The following is a 17,135-nucleotide window of genomic DNA, read 5'->3' as shown; positions in this document are numbered from 1 at the left end:
ACACGGGGTATGCCGGGCCGCAGAAACCGAATTGTCGGGAATGTGAACCGGGAAGGGAATCAGCCGAGTCCGATTCTGTCGTCGCAGACCATCAGCATCGCGACGGCCGATCCCGGACAGACACCCTGAAACTGGCTGGACGCCAACAACGGCTCGGGCACATCCTCGCGGGCAATACGGACGAAACCGTGCCCGGCGAAGTAGTCTTCCGCCGTCGTGGTCAGCAACCCGATCGACCGGACGGCCCGCGCGCGGCATTCCGCGAGCAGGCGGGCCACCAGCATCCGCCCGACGCCGGCGCGACGCGCGTGCTCGACGACGGCGATCGAACGCACGAGCGCATGGCGTCCGTGGAACTCGATTCCGCCACACCCCACGATGCCGGATGCCGCGTCGGCCACAACGAAATGCGGCAGAGACAAGGCGACGCCCTCGGTCGGCAAACCGCTGGCTCGAAGCAGTGCTTCGATCGAGGCCAGATCGGACTCGGTCGCTTGACGAACAGGTACCATGGTTCCACTCCCGGTTTGCAGTGACGTCGCTGTATCCAGCACGCTCCAGCCAATCCAACGCCGCGCAACGAAACGTGCCTGAGCGTCTCGGCGTTGATTCGACAACGAACGCTAGATACGCGCTTGATTGACGCGTTTCGACAGTGCCTCCGCGCTTTCTTTCCGCTCGCTGTACCGGTCGACCAGATAGGGGCCGACGTCGCGCGTCAGCAGCGTGAACTTCACCAGTTCCTCCATCACGTCCACCACCCGGTCGAAATACGCCGACGGCTTCATCCGCCCGGCTTCGTCGAACTCCATGAACGCCTTCGCCACCGACGACTGGTTCGGGATGGTCAGCATGCGCATCCAGCGCCCCAGCACCCGCATCTGGTTCACCGCGTTGAACGACTGCGAACCGCCGCTCACCTGCATGACCGCGAGCGTCTTGCCCTGCGTCGGCCGCACGGCGCCGACCGACAGCGGGATCCAGTCGATCTGCGACTTCATGATCCCGGTCATCGCGCCGTGCCGTTCCGGCGAGCACCACACCATCCCTTCCGACCACATCACGAGTTCGCGAAGCTCGACCACCTTCGGATGATGCTCGGGCGCGTCGTCGGGCAGCGGCAGGCCGCTCGGATTGAACACGCGCACCTCGGCGCCCATCGCCGTCAGCAGGCGCCCGGCTTCCTCGACCAGCAGGCGGCTGAACGAACGTTCACGCAACGAACCGTAGAGCAGCAGCAGTCGCGGCGGATGGGTCGACGGCGACGCCGGCCGCAGCCGGGCGGCGTCCGGCACGCGAAACAGCGCGGCATCGAGTTGCGGCAGATCGTTCACGTGGTCGGTCATGTCTGGATTCCCTGGTGTGTGCTCAGGTCCGGCGCGCGTACCAGTCCTTCGACCGGTTGACGATGCGCACGACCAGCAGCATCGCCGGCACCTCGATCAACACGCCGACGACGGTGGCCAGTGCCGCGCCGGAATGGAAGCCGAACAGGCTGATCGCGGCCGCGACCGCCAGTTCGAAGAAGTTGGACGCGCCGATCAGCGCCGACGGGCATGCGACGTCATGTTGCTCGCCGACCGCACGATTGAGCCAGTACGCGAGCGCCGAGTTGAAAAACACCTGGATCAGAATCGGCACCGCGAGCAGCGCGATCACCAGCGGCTGCTTCAGGACCGCTTCGCCCTGGAACGCGAACAGCAGCACGAGCGTCGCCAGCAGCGCGGCGATCGACCACGGGCCGATCTTGGTCATCGCGGCGTCGAACGCCGCGTTGCCGTGCGCGAGCAGCCGCTTGCGCAGGATCTGCGCGAGGATCACCGGCATGACGATGTACAGCACGACCGACGTGAACAGCGTCGCCCACGGCACCGTGATCGCCGACATGCCGAGCAGCAGCCCGACCAGCGGCGCGAACGCGATCACCATGATGCTGTCGTTCAGTACGACCTGCGACAACGTGAACAGCGGATCGCCGCCCGTCAGCCGGCTCCAGACGAACACCATCGCCGTGCACGGTGCGGCGGCCAGCAGGATCAGCCCGGCGACGTAGCTGTCGAGTTGTTCCGCCGACAGCAGCGGTGCAAACAGATGGCGGATGAACAGCCAGCCGAGGAACGCCATCGAGAACGGCTTGACCAGCCAGTTCACGACGAGCGTGACGCCGATGCCTTTCACGTGCCGGCGCACGTCACGCAATGCGCCGAAGTCGACCTTGACGAGCATCGGGATGATCATCACCCAGATCAACAGCCCGACCGGCAGATTGACCTGTGCGTACGCCATCCGGCCGATCTGCTGGAACAGGCCGGGCAGCCACTGGCCAAGCGTGATGCCTGCCACGATGCATGACGCGACCCAGACCGTCAGGTAGCGTTCGAAGAAGCTGATCGCGGGTTTCGCGGCGGCCGCTCCGGGCGGCGTGACGGGGGACGTGTTCATCTGACAAGGTTCGTTTTCGAAGCCGCCGGCGGTCGCGTGTCGCGCACGCCGCGCGGCGCATGATCAGTTTTGCGAGATCCCGACCAGCGCTGCCTGGAGTTCGGCATCGCTGATGCGATCGAGCGGCAGCGCCAGCAACTGCAGCATCCGGTAACCGATCGCCTGCCGCGTCAGTTCGAACGCGAGACGCTTGCCTTCGTCGCCGCCCGTCGCGTTCGACGGATCGGCATAGCCCCAATGGATCTTCACGGGGCTGCCGGGCCAGTACGGGCACGGCTCCGACGCCGCGCTGTCGCACACGGTGATGACGACGCGCATGCGGGGCGCGCCGTCGCCGACGAATTCATCCCAGTTCTTGCTGCGGTAGCCGTCGACGTCGACGCCCGCGTTCGTCAGCGCCGCCAGCGCGAACGGATTGAGGCGGCCGCTCGGCGCACTGCCGGCGCTGTAGGCCCGCACGTCCTTGCCGAGTTTCGCGGCCCAGTGGTTGAGCATGCCCTCGGCCAGCACGCTGCGGGCTGAGTTGTGGGTGCAGAGGATCAGGACGTTCGTGGTCATGAAAGGCGGGCGCGAGCGCGCTTCAGGATTCGCAGGCGCCGGACGGCGCGCATGCCGGCACCGGCGAGCAAGGATTGCCGCCGCAGCAGTTCTCCGTGAGGTAGGCCAGCAGGCCGTTCATCGTCGCGAAGTTCGCGCAATAGAACACGAAGCGGCCTTCCTGCCGGCTGGTCACGAACTGCGCATGCGCGAGTTCTTTCAAGTGGAAGGACAGCGACGACGGCGGGACCTCGAGCAGCGTGGCGATCTGGCCGGCCGGCATGCCTTGCGGCCCGGCCTGCACCAGCGCGCGAAACACCGCGAGGCGCGACTCGTGCGCGAGCGCCGCGAGAGCGGCAAGGGTCTGGTTCGTTTCCATTATTCGATAATAGTCGAAATATGGAAACCAGGGAAGTCGCGTCGAGGCGCGCGTCGCCCGAGAGCGCGCTGTCCCCGAGAAGAGATGCGCCGGGCCCGCGCGCCACGCGTCTAGGTCAGCGCCCGATCAATCGCGTGTGGCTCGGCAGATCGACCGACAGATCGGTGCCGCCCGCGGCCGGCCGTGACGTGTCGCGCGTCACCGCGAGCCATTGCGTGAACTCGGCGGCAGTCATGCCGACGGCCTGGGCCGAACTCGACACCGGCGCGACTGCCGGCGCGTCCGCCACGCGTGCGGCCGGCTGCGCCTGCAGCGTCGCCTCGCGGGACGCGGTGGCTGCGTTCGGCGCCGCGTCCCGCGCCTTCTTGCCGCGCAACGTGGCGGCAGGCTTCGCCGCCGCACGCGCCGCGATCGCGACCGCGACCGGCTTCCTGCTTGCCGGCGATGCGCGTTCCGCAACCGGCGCCGCGGCTTCCGCAACGACGGCATCCGATGCGATGACCATCGCAACGGCAACCGGCGCGCTCGCCGACGCGCGGCCCGCCTGCGCCGCACGCGATTCCGCGGACACGGTTTTCGCCACGACGGTCGCCGCACGGGCCGCCTGTTCACCCGCCGACGCAGCACGATCGGCCGATACGATCGCGACTTCCGCGGATCGGCCGGTCGCCTGCGCAACCTCCGTGGCGGCGACCGCAGCCGTGGGCGCCACCGAGATCGACGCCTCGTACACCGCGCCGTGCCCGGCCGCATGCTGACGTTCATCGACGAAATGCGTCGCGAAGATGCACGCCGCGCCGAACAGCGCGCACGCCATCAGCGTCAGCCGCCAGCGGCGGCGCAACGGATGCGGCCTGACCCACGCGCGGTTATCCGAACCGAAATCCTCCGCGCGCACGGCCTTCGCGGCCTTGTGCGCCTTCGTTGCCCGCGACGCGACCGCGGCCTGCGCCGAGGCCGGCGGCGCCGCGTGACGCGCGCGCTTCAGATCGAACACGACCGGAGTCGGCCGGCGGCTCGCCACGAACGGCCGGCGTCGCCGGCCGTACGGCGGCGGCACGTCCGAGAACGGAAGTGCGAGCGGAATCGCGTATTGCCCGGTGATGTCCTGCATGCTCATGATGTCGACGACGCATTGCGCGACCTCCGCCGCCGCAATCCGTGCTCCCGTAGTTGAACGAATGGCTCCGAGTATCGCCGTCGCACCGGTTGCGGTAAATCGGACTGCGTCACCTTCAGTCCGATCCGGCAGTCAGCCTGGTCCTACCGTCCCCGAGGGCCGGAGCGGACGATGCGTCGCCGCGCCGCCGACGTCGCCGTCGCCGTCGCCGTCGCCGTCAGAACCGGCCGCGCAGGCCGATGAACACTTCGTTCGACGACAGCTTCGCCTTCAGCTGCTCGTCGCGCGCGTTGATGCGGTTCGCGAACGTGTTGAAGCCTGTCTCGACGTTGCCCATGTCGACATAGCGATACCCGAGGTCGATCGAGAAACGCTTGTTGATCGCATAGCTCACGCCGGCGCCGGCCGAGTAGGCGAGGTTGGTCTGCGTCTTCGATGCGAAGCGGCGCGCGTCGTTGGTCTGCCAGCCGTCGGCCGACACGATCGCGACACCGATGCCGAGCGTGCCGTACACGGAGAAGCCGCGGCCGAGATCGACATCCTTGTAGCCGTTCAGCATCAGGCGTTGCGCCGACACGTGGAATTCGTTCGCGTTCGCATCGAACGGCGCCCAGTAGCTGACGAAGTTGTTGTTGCGCTTGAACACGTATTCGCCTTCCGCGCGCCAGCCGTTGCCGAACTGGTAGCCGAGGCCGAGCGAGCCGGTGACGTTCGAGCCCGTCTCCGGGCCGCCGACGCGGCTCGCGACGCGCGGGCTCGTCAGCTCCATGTTCACCGCGTTGTCGAACGCGCCGATGATGCGGCCCGTCGCGTAGTAGCCGGCGTCGCTCATGTCGGCGGCCTTCTTCGGTTCCAGCACGGCGACATTGTCGGCGAAAGCGGCACCCGAGAACAGCAGGGCGAGCGTGGAGGGCAGGGCAAAGCGCTTGATCATGATGAATCCGGTTCCTTGACGATGAATGGCTTGTCGGAGAAACCGTCATCGTAGGAACCGCGCGACGATCGTTGCACCCGGTCGCGTACGGGTCGCGCCTCCGTAGCGCTACGGAGGCGACCCGCCCGCGAGCGCCGCGTAATCGCGCACGAGCTCGACCAGCGACGCGACCTGCAGCTTGTCGAACACGTTCGCGCGATAGGTTTCGACCGTGCGCGGCGACAGCCCGAGCGCGCGCGCGATCGCCTTGTTGCTCCAGCCGCGCACGATGCCGTCCAGCACCTCGCGTTCGCGCGCGCTCAGCGTGGCGACACGGGCCGCGCGCACGTGGTCCGCATCGCCCTGCCCGCGCCGCGCGGCCTGGCGGCGCAGCGCCTGCTGGACCGCGTCGATCAGCTCGTCGTCATCCGCCGGCTTGCGCAGGAAATCGAGCGCGCCGCGCTTGAACGCGCGCCGGCACGCGTCGACGTTGCCGTGGCCCGTCATCACGATCACCGGCAGGTCGCGCCGTGCACGCAGTGCGTCGAGCGCGTCGAGGCCGCTCATCCCCGGCATCCGGATGTCGAGCAGCACGCAGCCGAGCGCCACGTCATCCGCATCGGCAAGAAAGGCCGATGCGTCCGCATAACGGCGCGTCGCGACACCCACCGTGCGCAGCAGCAGCGCGAGCCCGTCGCGCACGGCTTCGTCGTCGTCGACGATCGCGACGACCGATGCGTCGTGCGTCGAATGCCGCGAATCGTTCATGCGGCCTCCCCTGCCAGCGGCAACAGCAGCGCGGCCTCGACGCCGCCCGACGGCCGATTGCGCAGCGTCAGCGTGCCGCCCTGCCGCTGCGCGAGCGTGTCGCACAGCGGCAGCCCGAGTCCGAGCCCGCGTGCACGCGTCGTGAAGAACGGTTCGAACAGGCGCGGCAGCGCGTCTTCCGGCACGCCGGGGCCGTTGTCGACGACGCTGAAGCGGTAATGCCCGCCGACGCGTGCGCCGCTGATGCGAATCTCGCCGCGCGATGCGCGCGCGCCGGCGAGCGCGTCGCGCGCGTTCTGGATCAGGTTGTGCAGGATCTGCTCGACCGCGATCGGCTCGGCGAACGGCCGCGCGCGCGCCGCCGCGTTGTGCCAGCCGAGCGCGATGTGCTCGCGCGCGCAGTCGTCGCGGTACAGGAACAGCAGCGCATTCACGATCGCGTCGGGATCGAGCGTGCGGCGCTCGCCGCCGTGCGCGGTGGTCACCGCTTCACGCATGCGCTCCAGGATCGCCGCCGCGCGCTTCGCCTGCGCGACGCTCGTCTGCAACGCACGGCGCACGCTGTCGCGCTCGGCCGGCTGGTCGAGCATGCGTTCGGCCGCACGCGTGTGGCTGACGATCGCCGTCAGCGGCTGGTTCAGCTCGTGCGCGAGGCCGGCGGCCATTTCGCCGAAGGTGTCGAGGCGGCCGAAGCGGTCGAGGCGCGCACGTGCATCGGCACGGCGCCGTGCCTCGCGCAGCCGCCATGCGCCGAGCGCACCGGCCGCGAGCAACGCGGCCACCGCGTTCCACAGCGCGATCGACAGCCACGGCAGGTCGGCGGCCGTCAGCGTGCGCGTCGTGCGCAGCACGAAGGCCTGCGGCTGCGCGGGCAGGTGTTTCTCGAGATGCATCGTCCACAGCGGTTGCGCATCGCCGGGCGTGGGCGACAGCAGGTCGATGCGGCGGTCGCGCAATTCCAGCGCCGCCGACGAGATTGCCGTGGACCAGTCCCCCGGCTGCAGCATCCGGCGCGGATCGACGCGCACGGCCCAGCCGGTCCCGGCGACGAGCCAGTACGCAGCGGGGCCGTCGAATGCCAGCGTGAACGGCTTGCCGGGCCGCCGCAGCGGCAGCGCGGCGGGCGCCGGCCCGCCATCGGTCTGCCAGCCCGCGCCGGGCCGCCAGTACGCGAGCCCGCCGAGTTGCGGCATGCGTTCGCGCAGGTTGTCGAGCATATGCGCGGGCGGCGAAGCGAGCGACGACGCGCCGAGCGTCGCGAGAATCGCCTCGTGCTGCGCGGCTTTCTGCGCGAGCAGGCGAATCGTGATGCTCGAATCCTGGAAGAAGCGGTCGTACGCGTCGGAGACGGCGCGCGAGACGACCAACGCGGTGCCGGCGAGGCTCAACGCGAGCCACGCAGCCAAGGCGGCGAGTCGGACGGACGGTTTCATGATCGATGGTAATGCGGCCATGCGCGACGGGTACGGGTCGCGCCGCGCGGCAAGCGAAGCGGTTGAGGGTGACGACGAGCGCGCGCATGGGACAAAGTGCCGTCCCTGCGCGCCGGATCGATTGCGCTCATTGTCGGCAAATTGGCACTTCCCGTGGTCCGAATGCCGTTATGTTTGCCGTCAGACCCGTCCCAAATCCGGCCACCATTCGCGAATGGCCGTGCCGCGTCGACGACATCGTCTCGCACCTCCACTCGCACGGCGGCGCCCGCACCGGGTCGCACCGCGAACACGATCGCGGCCGACCACGCGTAATTTCAGACCAGGCTGATTTTCTTCCCACTCCGAACCGAACACAATCGGCCTGCCTGTCCTCCGGAGCCTCCGGGAGCACAGGCTCCATAGTCGATACTTTCTCCCGCCTCCCCTGGCGGGAATTTTTTTGGACGGCGTCACGCCGAACCCTGCCCGGAACCCGTCCGGCCATGATCCCGCTTCCGTTCATCCGATCGCGCATGCATCCCGCCACCGCGCCACACCGGCCTGGGCCGTCCACATCGTGACCGACGCTTCCTCCACCGCCATCGCGATCCTGACGATCGACCACCCGAGCCGCGGCTCGTTCGACGATCGCCTGCGCCGCGCCGGACATGGCTACGACCGGCTGCGCATCGAGGACATCCTGCGCCGCGCCGGCTACCGGCCGTCGCGCTTCGAGTATCTGCCCGATCTGCTCGCAGCCTGCAACACGCGCGCGTTCGATCTGTTCATCGTGCAATGCGAGACGGCCTGCCGCCGCACGACGGACGCGATCCGTGCGCTGCGCGCGCGTTTCGCCGGCACCGTCGCGATCCTGTCGATCAGTCAGCGCGACACGGAACTCGCGCGATCCGCCTGCTTCACGGCCGGCGCGAACGAGCATCTGCCGTACGCCGTGCCGCCGGACCTGCTCGTCGCCAGCATGGCAACGTGGCTGCGCTGGTCCCATCATCGCGCGATCCATCATCGCCACTGGCGCATCGGCAGCTTCGAATTCGACACGGCCACGCGCAGCGTCATCGTCGCTGGCCGCGAGCATGTGCTGACGGAGAAACACTTCCAGATCATCACCGCGTTCTTCCTCAACATGGGCCGCGCGCTCGACCGCGCGCACGTGAGCCAGCTCGTGTGGGGTTCGCTCGTCGCGGCATCCAGCCGGCGGCTCGACACGCACGTCGCGTATCTGCGCGACCGGCTCGAACTCGACGGGCGGCACGGCGTGCGGATGATGACGATGTACGGGGTCGGGTATCGGCTCGTCGCGTGCGAACCGGGCGGGCCCGATTCCGATGGCGCGCCGCCGCAATGACGCCGCGCGCCCCCGCAACCCTGACAGGCCCCATTGCGCGCTGATCGGACTCCATTATCATGGGGGCACCCAGGCCGACCGCCCCGCTCCCGATGGACCACCGCGCCACACCCGATCACGCCCGCGCCGCCGCCGGACACGCGTCCGCCGCGCCGACCCGCGTCGGCCGCCGCCAGCGCGCACTGCTCTATGCCGGCGGCGCGGCCGTGACAGTCACGATCCTGCTCGCCAGCGGCCTGATGCTGTATACGATGGCGCGCGATGCGATCCAGGCGCGCTATACGACGTTCGCGGTACGCCAGTTCCTCGTCCAGATCGAATTCAAGATGCGCACGACGGGCATGGACACGCTCGTCACGCACGACGAAGCCGTATGGAACACGCGCGCGACCGATCCGGCGCGCGTCGCCGCACTCCAGGCCGGCCGCGGCCGACTCGTGATCCAGGGCAGCCCGGCCTTCCCGCCGACGCTCGTGCTGGCCGACCTGTCGCCCGCGCAACCGGCCGCGCGCTACGCTCAGGATCTCGCGATGGCGAGCGACATGAGCTATCGGGTCGGCGCGTACGTCGCCAAGCACGACGCCGACCGCGCGATCGCGGGCTACGCCTATCGCCCCGACCACAGCTTTGCCGTCGTCATCCCCGAACCGATCCCGCCCGATCCGCTCACCGCGTCGCCCGCCACCGATGCAGCGACGCTCGTCGCGAAAGTCGCCGCCGGCATCGACACGCCGCCGCCCGGCCAATACCAATGGTATGCGCCCGTCTACGATCCCGTACAGCGCCGCGACGTGTTCCGGATCGCCGGTGCCGTCTACGATGCGCGTGCGCCCCGCGCCGTCTTCCTGTCGACGCTGCCGGTCGACGTGTTGCGCACCCGTCTGTCGACGGGCGGCACGACCGACGCCGCGATCGTCGCCGACGCGCACGGCCGCACGCTGCTGCGCGCGGGCATCGCGGCCGACGACGACGCCACCCGCGTCGCACTCGAACGCCTCGGCGCGCCCACGCACGAGGCAGCCAATCGCAGCGGGCCGCGCACCGCGTTCGGCGACGGGCTGTTCTCGCTGAGACAGCCCATTCCCGAAACCGACTGGACGCTCGTGCAGGCGTTCACGCTGCGCTCGCTGCTCGCGACGATCGGGCTGCACGCGGGCTGGTACGTCGCGGTCATGCTGGCCGTGATCGCGCTGGTCTGGTGGCTGCTCGTGCGCTTCGACCGCCGCGTATTGAAACCCGACGACGCGCGCACGCGCCGCGTGATCGACAGCGAGAACCTGAACCGGACGATCGTCGAGGCAGCGCCGTCCGGTATCGCGCTGCTGTCGCTCGCCGACGGCGCGGTGCTGCTGCAAAACGACACGATGCGCGACTACGATGCGCGGCGTGCGGGCGAACCTTCGTTGCCGGCGCGGCTGCTCGCACGCTTCGACCGCTCGCCCGCCGCCGCCGCGTGGCAACCCGATCTGCACGTGACGCTGCCCACCGCCGCCGGCGAGGCCGTCGACCTGCTCGTCAATCTGGTGCGCACGCGCTTTCGCGACATGGACGTCGTGCTGTGCAACTTCTCCGACATCACGTCGCAGAAGAACATCGAGCGCCGGCTCGACGAAGCGGCGCGCGCCGCCGACGCCGCGAACGACGCCAAATCGGCGTTCCTCGCGACGATGAGCCACGAGATCCGCACACCGCTCAATGCGATCCTCGGCAACCTCGAGCTGATCGGCCGCGAGCCGCTCGCCGATTCGCAGCGCGAGCGGCTGCATACGGTCGAGGGCGCGTCGTCGGTGCTGCTCGACCTGATCAACGACATCCTCGACCTGTCGAAGATCGAAGCCGGCCAGATGACGATCGAGGCGATCCCGTTCGATCTCGCGGAGACGGTCCGGCAGACCGGCGCGATGTTCGAGCCGCTCGCGGCCGCGAAGGGGCTGCAGTTCGACGTGTTCGTCGACGATGCGCTCGCGTCGCGCTACGTCGGCGACCCGACGCGCATCCGGCAGATCGCCGCGAACCTCGTCGGCAACGCGATCAAGTTCACGAACCACGGGGAAATCACGCTCGAGGTCTACCTGCGCGACGACACGAACCCGGAATCGCCCGTCGCGATCGGCGTGAGCGACACGGGCATCGGCATGACCGACGCGCAGCGCGCGGCGCTGTTCCGCCCGTTTACGCAGGCCGACACGTCGATCACGCGCCGTTACGGCGGCACCGGGCTCGGCCTCGCGCTGACGAAGCAGCTCACGCAGATGATGCAGGGCACGGTCGACGTGAAGAGCGAACCCGGCAAGGGCAGCACGTTCGTCGTCACGCTGCCGCTGCGCGCGGCCACCGATGCGCAGGTTGCCGAACATGACGCCGCGCGGGCCGACGATACCGCGCTGCCGGCCGTCGCCGCGCGCGTGCTCGTCGTCGACGATCACCCGGTGAACCGCACGCTGCTGCAAGGGCAACTCGTCACGCTCGGCTATGCGGCGGACGCCGCCGACGATGGCGCGGCGGCGTTGCGGCGCTGCGCGGAGACGCGCCACGACCTCGTGATGACCGATCTCAACATGCCGGGGATGGACGGCTATACGCTCGCGCGCGTGCTGCGTGCCCAATATCCGGGGCTGCCGGTCGTCGCCGTCACCGCGCACGCGAGCGCGGCCGAGCATGCGCGCTGCGCGGAAGCGGGCATCGCCGCCGTGCTCGTGAAACCGGTGCTGCTCGATACGATCGATCGCACCGTGCGGCGTTACGCGCAGACGGCAGCGGCGCAGGCGCCCGCCGCGCGCACGCTCGTCGATCTCGCGCAAGGTCCGCTGCCGCCGGACGTGCACGCGTTGCTCGAAACGAGTCGAGCGCAATCGGTCGCGGCGATGCACGACGCGGCATCACGCAACGATATCGCCGCGCTGCGTCACGAACTGCACTCGCTGCGCGGCGCGTTCGCGACGATTCACGAACATGCCGTGGCCGACGCGATCGGCGAACTGCAAGCCATCGTGCACGGCGGCGACCTGACGTCGTTCGATGCGCGGCTCGCCGACGCGGACGCCCTCGCGCGGGAAGCACTGCGACGGCGCGCAACGCAGGCGCCGACTGCCTGATTCCCGCACGGCCGGCCCTCGCGCGCCGGCCTCCCCGATCCCTCGCCTTTCGTTCTGCGGCGCATGCCCGCGGCGCGTCGTCGCGCGCGTAGGACTGGGCCTACACGGTCGCTATCTCGAATCAGCCCTGGACGACTGATTAGGACGAGGCCGATCCCTACCATCGGTTTGTGAACTGACAAACTGAAAGGAGTAGGGGCATGAACAAGACTTATCGCAGCGTCTGGAACGCCGTGACCAGCACATGGACGGCCGCCGCGGAAACGGCGAAGTCGCATTCGAAGGGATCGGCGCGCGCGGCGCGGCAAGCGGTGATCGCGATCGCGCTGGGTGGCGCGGCGATCGGCAGCGCGGCCGCGGCGGAAGCGTGCATGACGGCGGACGGGTCGAGCGGAACGGTCGATGCGGCGGGGGTATGCACGGCGGCAGGCGGTGGTGCGATCGGCATGATGGGCACCGTCGGCACGATGGCGACTGACGATACGACCTTCGTAAAGGTCAACGCTACTGCAAATCCTGCAAGCGCAACCGGCGCCAATGCGGTCGCCATCGGTCAAACCGTGACTTCCGCGGGTTCGAGTTCAGTTGCCATCGGCTCCAACACGACGGCCAGCGGCCTGCACTCGGTTGCGCTTGGTGCGGGAGCAAAGAACGCAGACGCCAGCGACCGGCAAATCGCAATCGGCGGCCAAGCGCAAACCACCGGAAGGTACACGATCGCGATGGGCTACCTGGCATCGGCAACGGTCGAAGACGCTCTGGCATTCGGACGCGCGTCTTCCGCAACGAACACCGGCGCGGTGGCGATCGGCGCCACTGCAACGTCGGGCGGCACGGGCTCGACGGCCATCGGCCAGTCAGCAGCCATCGCCAACGGCGCAAACAATGCCGTCGCGCTCGGGATGAACGCACGCGTGGCGAATTCGAACTCGGCCGCCATCGGATCCAATGCGTCCGCCTCCAACAATTATTCGACTGCGTTCGGCACGTCGGCCACCTCGACCGGCACCGCCAGCATGGCGCTCGGCGCCAATTCGACGGCAACCGGGAACTACAGCGTTGCTCTCGGCAGCGCCATTGGTACCGGTCGCGCTGCGGTGGCAACCGGCAACGCGTCGGTCGCGATCGGCACCACGTCCAGCGCCGGCGCCAACAACGCCGTCGCATTGGGCTTCGGCACGGTTGCGGATCGGGACAACACCGTATCCGTGGGTGCCGGTGTTCCCAATATCGACGGGAACAAGTTCACGCGCCAGATCGTCAACGTCGCCGCCGGGACGGAAGACAACGATGCCGTGAACGTCGGCCAGATGAAGACGGAGTTGTCGACGAAGGTCGACGATACGTACGTCAAGATCGATACGAGCAACAGCACGGTCGCCGCGCAAGCGGGTACGGCCGCGCTTGCGATCGGCACGAACACGAGCGCCTCGGGATCTTACGCGACGGCCGTCGGTAACAGCGCACTCGCCAGCGGCAACAACAGCACGGCACTCGGCTTCCAGGCCAGCAGTGCGGGCGGCGCCGCCGTCGCGGTCGGCAATGGCGCGAACGCAAGCGGCTCGCACGGCGTTGCACTGGGCGTCAACGCAAGCGCGTCCCATACCGATTCGGTGGCGCTCGGCGCCGGCGCGGCCACCGATCGCAACAACAGCGTTTCGGTCGGCTCGTCGGCGCTGCGTCGGCAGATCACCAACGTGGCCGCCGGCACGCAGGACACGGACGCGGTAAACCTCGGCCAGATGACGGCCGAGTTCACGAAGACGAACAACGCGATCGCCGCGACCAACCTCACGGTCTCCAGCCTGAGCACCGGCTTGTCGACGACGAGCAACGCGGTTGCCGGCCTGAGCACCGGGCTCTCGGCCACCAACAGCACCGTCGCGGGTTTGAGCACCGGCCTCTCGTCGACCAACGGCACGGTCGCCGGCTTGAGCACGGGCCTCTCGGCCACCAACAGCACGGTTGCGGGCCTGAGCACGGGCCTCTCATCGACCAACAGCACCGTCGCGGGCCTGAGCACCGGGCTCTCGTCGACCAACAGCACCGTCGCGGGCTTGAGCACCGGGCTCTCGTCGACCAACAGCGCCGTCGCGGGTTTGAGCACCGGGCTCTCGTCGACCAACAGCACCGTCGCCGGACATACGTCGCAGATCAGCGACATCGACGACAAGCTGAGCAAGCTCGAGAGCGGGACCAGCGGTCTCGTGCAACAGGCGAATCCGGGGGACGACATCACGGTCGGCGCGAACACCGGCGGCAACGCCGTGGACTTCAGCGCGACCGGCGGCACCGCACGCACGCTCAAGGGCGTCGCGGCAGGCGACGTGTCGGCCGCCAGCACCGAAGCCGTCAACGGCTCGCAACTGCACGGCGTGTCGGACAGCGTCGCGGCAGCAATCGGCGGCAACTCGAAGGTGAACTCCGACGGTTCGATCTCCGCGCCGTCCTTCACCATCGGCGACGGCAGCGGCGGCACGAAGATCGTCAACTCGGTCGGCGACGTCGTCACCAATCTCGACGGCCGTGTCACGACCAACGAAGGCGACATCAAGAAGCTCGCCGACGACATCGGCAGCGGCACGCTCGGTCTCGTCCAGCAGCCGAAGCCCGGCGACGACATCACCGTCGGCGCGAACACCGACGGCAACGCCGTGAACTTCAGCAGCAAGACCGGCGCGCGCACGCTCAAGGGCGTCGCGGCAGGCGACGTGTCGGCCGCCAGCACCGAAGCCGTCAACGGCTCGCAACTGCACGGCGTGTCCGACAGCGTCGCGGCAGCAATCGGCGGCAACTCGAAGGTGAACTCCGACGGTTCGATCTCCGCGCCGTCCTTCACCGTCGGCGACGGCAGCGGCGGCACGAAGATCGTCAACTCGGTCGGCGACGTCGTCACCAATCTCGACGGCCGTACGACGACCAACGAAGGTGACATCAAGAAGCTCGCTGACGACATCGGCAGCGGCACGCTCGGTCTCGTCCAGCAGGCCAACCCGGGCGACGACATCACCGTCGGCGCGAACACCGACGGCAATGCCGTGAACTTCAGCAGCAAGACCGGCGCTCGCAAGCTCGCAGGCGTCGCGGCAGGCGACGTGTCGGCAACGAGTACCGAAGCCGTCAACGGTTCGCAACTGCATGGCGTGTCCGACAGCGTCGCGGCAGCAATCGGCGGCAACTCGAAGGTGAACTCCGACGGTTCGATCTCCGCGCCGTCCTTCACCGTCGGCGACGGCAGCGGCGGCACGAAGATCGTCAACTCGGTCGGCGATGCCGTCACCAATCTCGACGGCCGCACGACGACCAACGAAGGCGACATCAAGAAGCTCGCTGACGACATCGGCAGCGGCACGCTCGGCCTCGTCCGACAGGCCAACCCGGGCGACGACATCACCGTCGGCGCGAACACCGACGGCAATGCCGTGAACTTCAGCAGCAAGACCGGCGCCCGCAAGCTCGCAGGCGTCGCGGCAGGTGACGTGTCGGCGACGAGTACCGAAGCCGTCAACGGTTCGCAACTGCATGGCGTGTCCGACAGCGTCGCGGCAGCAATCGGCGGCAATTCGAAGGTGAACTCGGACGGCTCGATCTCCGCACCGTCCTTCACCGTCGGCGACGGCAGCGGCGGCACGAAGATCGTCAACTCGGTCGGCGACGCCGTCACCAATCTCGACGGTCGCATGACGACCAACGAAGGCGGCCTCAAGAAGCTTTCCGAGCAGTTCGAAAGCGGCACGCTCGGCCTCGTCCAGCAGAATCCGACGACGGGCGGCATCACGGTCGGCGCAAACACCGGCGGCTCGGTGGTGAACTTCACGGGCACCGGCGGCGCGCGCGTGCTGTCCGGCGTCGCGAACGGCGTGGACGACGACGACGTCGTGACGGTGTCGCAGCTCCGTGCAACCGGACTGATCGACTACACGGGCAAGGAAGTCGGCGCGGTCACGTACGACTCGGGCCTGAATTTCGACACGGTGACGTTCGCCGGCACGTTCGGCACGAAGCTGCAGCGCGTCGCCGCTGGCGAAATCAGCGCGACGAGCATGGACGCGATCAACGGCAGCCAGTTGTTCAACCTGCAGGAGCAGTTCGCGAAGCAGTACGGCGAACTGAGCGGCCAGTTCGGCGACCTGTCGAACCGCTTCGACGATCTGTCGGACCGTCTCGGCGAACTCGAAACGAACCCCGGCACGGGCGGCCCGGGCACGGGCGACGGCTCGACCGTCGTCGGCGAAGGCGCGGTGGCAACGGGCGAAAACGGCTCGGCGATCGGCGACAGCGCGCTCGCGTCCGGCGAGAACAGCTCGGCTGTCGGCCAGGGGGCGGTCGCATCGGGCAGCAACGGTTCGGCCATCGGCCAGGGTTCGACGGCATCGGGCAGCAACAGCTCGGCCGTCGGTCAGGGCGCGGTCGCGTCGGGCAACAACGGTTCGGCCATCGGCCAGGGCTCGGTCGCGTCGGGCGAAAACGGCACGGCGCTCGGCCAGGGCGCGGTTGCATCCGGCAAGGACAGCACCGCACTCGGCCAGGGCGCATCGGCCACCGGCAGCGGCTCGGTCGCAATCGGCCAGGGCTCGGTGGCGGCGGAAGCCAACACCGTCTCGTTCGGCAACGGCACGGAAGAAGGCAACCGCCGGCTCGTCAACATCGCGGACGGCATCAACGCCAGCGACGCGGCCACGAAGGGCCAGCTCGACCGCGCGATGGAATCGGTCGACCAGCGCTTCAACGACACGAACCGCGCGATCAACGACGTCGCGAAGAACGCGTATGCCGGTATCGCGGCCGCGATGGCGATGCCGAACATGACGCCGTCGCAACCGGGCAAGACCGTCGTCGCGGTCGGCGCCGCGAACTTCAAGAGCGGCTCGGCGATCGCCGCCGGCGCCACCTACCGGTCGCGCAGCGGCAACTGGCTCGTGAACGGCGCGACGTCGATCACGTCGGTCGGCGACGTGGGTGTCCGTGCGCAAGTCGGCTACGAGTTCTGACCGAAGGGCTCCGCGCAAGCGGAGTGCCGCCCCGACGCGGAAGGGCATCGCCCCTTCCGCTTGTCGGCCGACGGCCAGTGGCGATTCCCGCGAGTTGCCACCGGCCGTC

General features: G+C 68.7%; 12 protein-coding genes. 3 read left to right on the top strand and 9 right to left on the bottom strand.

Going from position 1 to position 17,135, the window contains the following annotated elements; all coding sequences use genetic code 11:
- Positions 1 to 59: 59 nt before the first annotated feature.
- The 9 genes from arsN2 to WJ12_RS21600 all read right to left on the bottom strand — a co-directional run bounded on the left by arsN2 (position 60) and on the right by WJ12_RS21600 (position 7,592).
- Positions 60 to 512, bottom strand: coding sequence for an arsenic resistance N-acetyltransferase ArsN2 (gene arsN2, locus WJ12_RS21640; RefSeq protein WP_034189613.1), 453 nt, complete (start codon positions 510 to 512; stop codon positions 60 to 62).
- Between the two features lie 111 nt (positions 513 to 623).
- A complete protein-coding gene (gene arsH, locus WJ12_RS21635; protein ID WP_034189614.1) occupies positions 624 to 1,346 on the bottom strand; it encodes an arsenical resistance protein ArsH in 723 nt (240 codons plus the stop codon).
- Between the two features lie 22 nt (positions 1,347 to 1,368).
- A complete protein-coding gene (arsB, locus tag WJ12_RS21630; RefSeq protein WP_059560034.1) occupies positions 1,369 to 2,442 on the bottom strand; it encodes an ACR3 family arsenite efflux transporter in 1,074 nt (357 codons plus the stop codon).
- Positions 2,443 to 2,505: 63 nt separating this feature from the next.
- Positions 2,506 to 3,000, bottom strand: coding sequence for an arsenate reductase ArsC (locus WJ12_RS21625; protein WP_059560036.1), 495 nt, complete (start codon positions 2,998 to 3,000; stop codon positions 2,506 to 2,508).
- A 22-nt stretch (positions 3,001 to 3,022) separates the two neighbouring features.
- A complete protein-coding gene (locus WJ12_RS21620; RefSeq protein ID WP_059560038.1) occupies positions 3,023 to 3,358 on the bottom strand; it encodes an ArsR/SmtB family transcription factor in 336 nt (111 codons plus the stop codon).
- 115 nt (positions 3,359 to 3,473) lie between these two features.
- Positions 3,474 to 4,472: a serine protease gene (locus WJ12_RS21615; RefSeq protein WP_226103865.1), complete on the bottom strand. Its 999-nt coding sequence runs from the start codon at positions 4,470 to 4,472 to the stop codon at positions 3,474 to 3,476.
- A gap of 223 nt (positions 4,473 to 4,695) precedes the next feature.
- Complete coding sequence (locus WJ12_RS21610) at positions 4,696 to 5,412, bottom strand: outer membrane protein (protein ID WP_059560042.1); 717 nt, start codon at positions 5,410 to 5,412, stop codon at positions 4,696 to 4,698.
- Between the two features lie 108 nt (positions 5,413 to 5,520).
- Positions 5,521 to 6,159: a response regulator transcription factor gene (locus WJ12_RS21605; RefSeq protein ID WP_059560044.1), complete on the bottom strand. Its 639-nt coding sequence runs from the start codon at positions 6,157 to 6,159 to the stop codon at positions 5,521 to 5,523.
- Positions 6,156 to 7,592, bottom strand: coding sequence for a sensor histidine kinase (locus WJ12_RS21600; protein ID WP_059560048.1), 1,437 nt, complete (start codon positions 7,590 to 7,592; stop codon positions 6,156 to 6,158). The genes WJ12_RS21605 and WJ12_RS21600 overlap by 4 nt, the downstream gene beginning before the upstream one ends.
- 559 nt (positions 7,593 to 8,151) lie before the next feature.
- On the opposite strand from WJ12_RS21600, the gene WJ12_RS21595 reads away from it, so the two are divergent.
- The 3 genes from WJ12_RS21595 to WJ12_RS21585 all read left to right on the top strand — a co-directional run bounded on the left by WJ12_RS21595 (position 8,152) and on the right by WJ12_RS21585 (position 17,026).
- Positions 8,152 to 8,940, top strand: coding sequence for a response regulator transcription factor (locus WJ12_RS21595; RefSeq protein WP_226103864.1), 789 nt, complete (start codon positions 8,152 to 8,154; stop codon positions 8,938 to 8,940).
- A gap of 59 nt (positions 8,941 to 8,999) precedes the next feature.
- On the top strand, positions 9,000 to 12,035 hold the full coding sequence (locus WJ12_RS21590; RefSeq protein ID WP_226103863.1) for a hybrid sensor histidine kinase/response regulator: 3,036 nt from the start codon (positions 9,000 to 9,002) through the stop codon (positions 12,033 to 12,035).
- A gap of 200 nt (positions 12,036 to 12,235) precedes the next feature.
- Complete coding sequence (locus WJ12_RS21585; protein ID WP_059560056.1) at positions 12,236 to 17,026, top strand: ESPR-type extended signal peptide-containing protein; 4,791 nt, start codon at positions 12,236 to 12,238, stop codon at positions 17,024 to 17,026.
- Positions 17,027 to 17,135 lie beyond the last annotated feature (109 nt).

The sequence above is a fragment of the Burkholderia seminalis genome (genome assembly GCF_001718535.1).
Classification (GTDB): Bacteria; Pseudomonadota; Gammaproteobacteria; order Burkholderiales; family Burkholderiaceae; genus Burkholderia; species Burkholderia seminalis.
The sequence above is the reverse complement of the archived record's forward strand: the minus strand, read 5'-3'. Positions and strand labels throughout refer to the sequence as shown.

Bases quoted from the DNA above. Each gene is read 5' to 3' on its own strand.
- arsN2 (WP_034189613.1), bottom strand. From the start codon at position 512: ATGGTACCTGTTCGTCAAGCGACCGAGTCCGATCTGGCCTCGATCGAA.
- arsH (WP_034189614.1), bottom strand. From the start codon at position 1,346: ATGACCGACCACGTGAACGATCTGCCGCAACTCGATGCCGCGCTGTTT.
- arsB (WP_059560034.1), bottom strand. From the start codon at position 2,442: ATGAACACGTCCCCCGTCACGCCGCCCGGAGCGGCCGCCGCGAAACCC.
- WJ12_RS21625 (WP_059560036.1), bottom strand. From the start codon at position 3,000: ATGACCACGAACGTCCTGATCCTCTGCACCCACAACTCAGCCCGCAGC.
- WJ12_RS21620 (WP_059560038.1), bottom strand. From the start codon at position 3,358: ATGGAAACGAACCAGACCCTTGCCGCTCTCGCGGCGCTCGCGCACGAG.
- WJ12_RS21615 (WP_226103865.1), bottom strand. From the start codon at position 4,472: ATGCAGGACATCACCGGGCAATACGCGATTCCGCTCGCACTTCCGTTC.
- WJ12_RS21610 (WP_059560042.1), bottom strand. From the start codon at position 5,412: ATGATCAAGCGCTTTGCCCTGCCCTCCACGCTCGCCCTGCTGTTCTCG.
- WJ12_RS21605 (WP_059560044.1), bottom strand. From the start codon at position 6,159: ATGAACGATTCGCGGCATTCGACGCACGACGCATCGGTCGTCGCGATC.
- WJ12_RS21600 (WP_059560048.1), bottom strand. From the start codon at position 7,592: ATGAAACCGTCCGTCCGACTCGCCGCCTTGGCTGCGTGGCTCGCGTTG.
- WJ12_RS21590 (WP_226103863.1), top strand. From the start codon at position 9,000: ATGGGGGCACCCAGGCCGACCGCCCCGCTCCCGATGGACCACCGCGCC.
- WJ12_RS21585 (WP_059560056.1), top strand. From the start codon at position 12,236: ATGAACAAGACTTATCGCAGCGTCTGGAACGCCGTGACCAGCACATGG.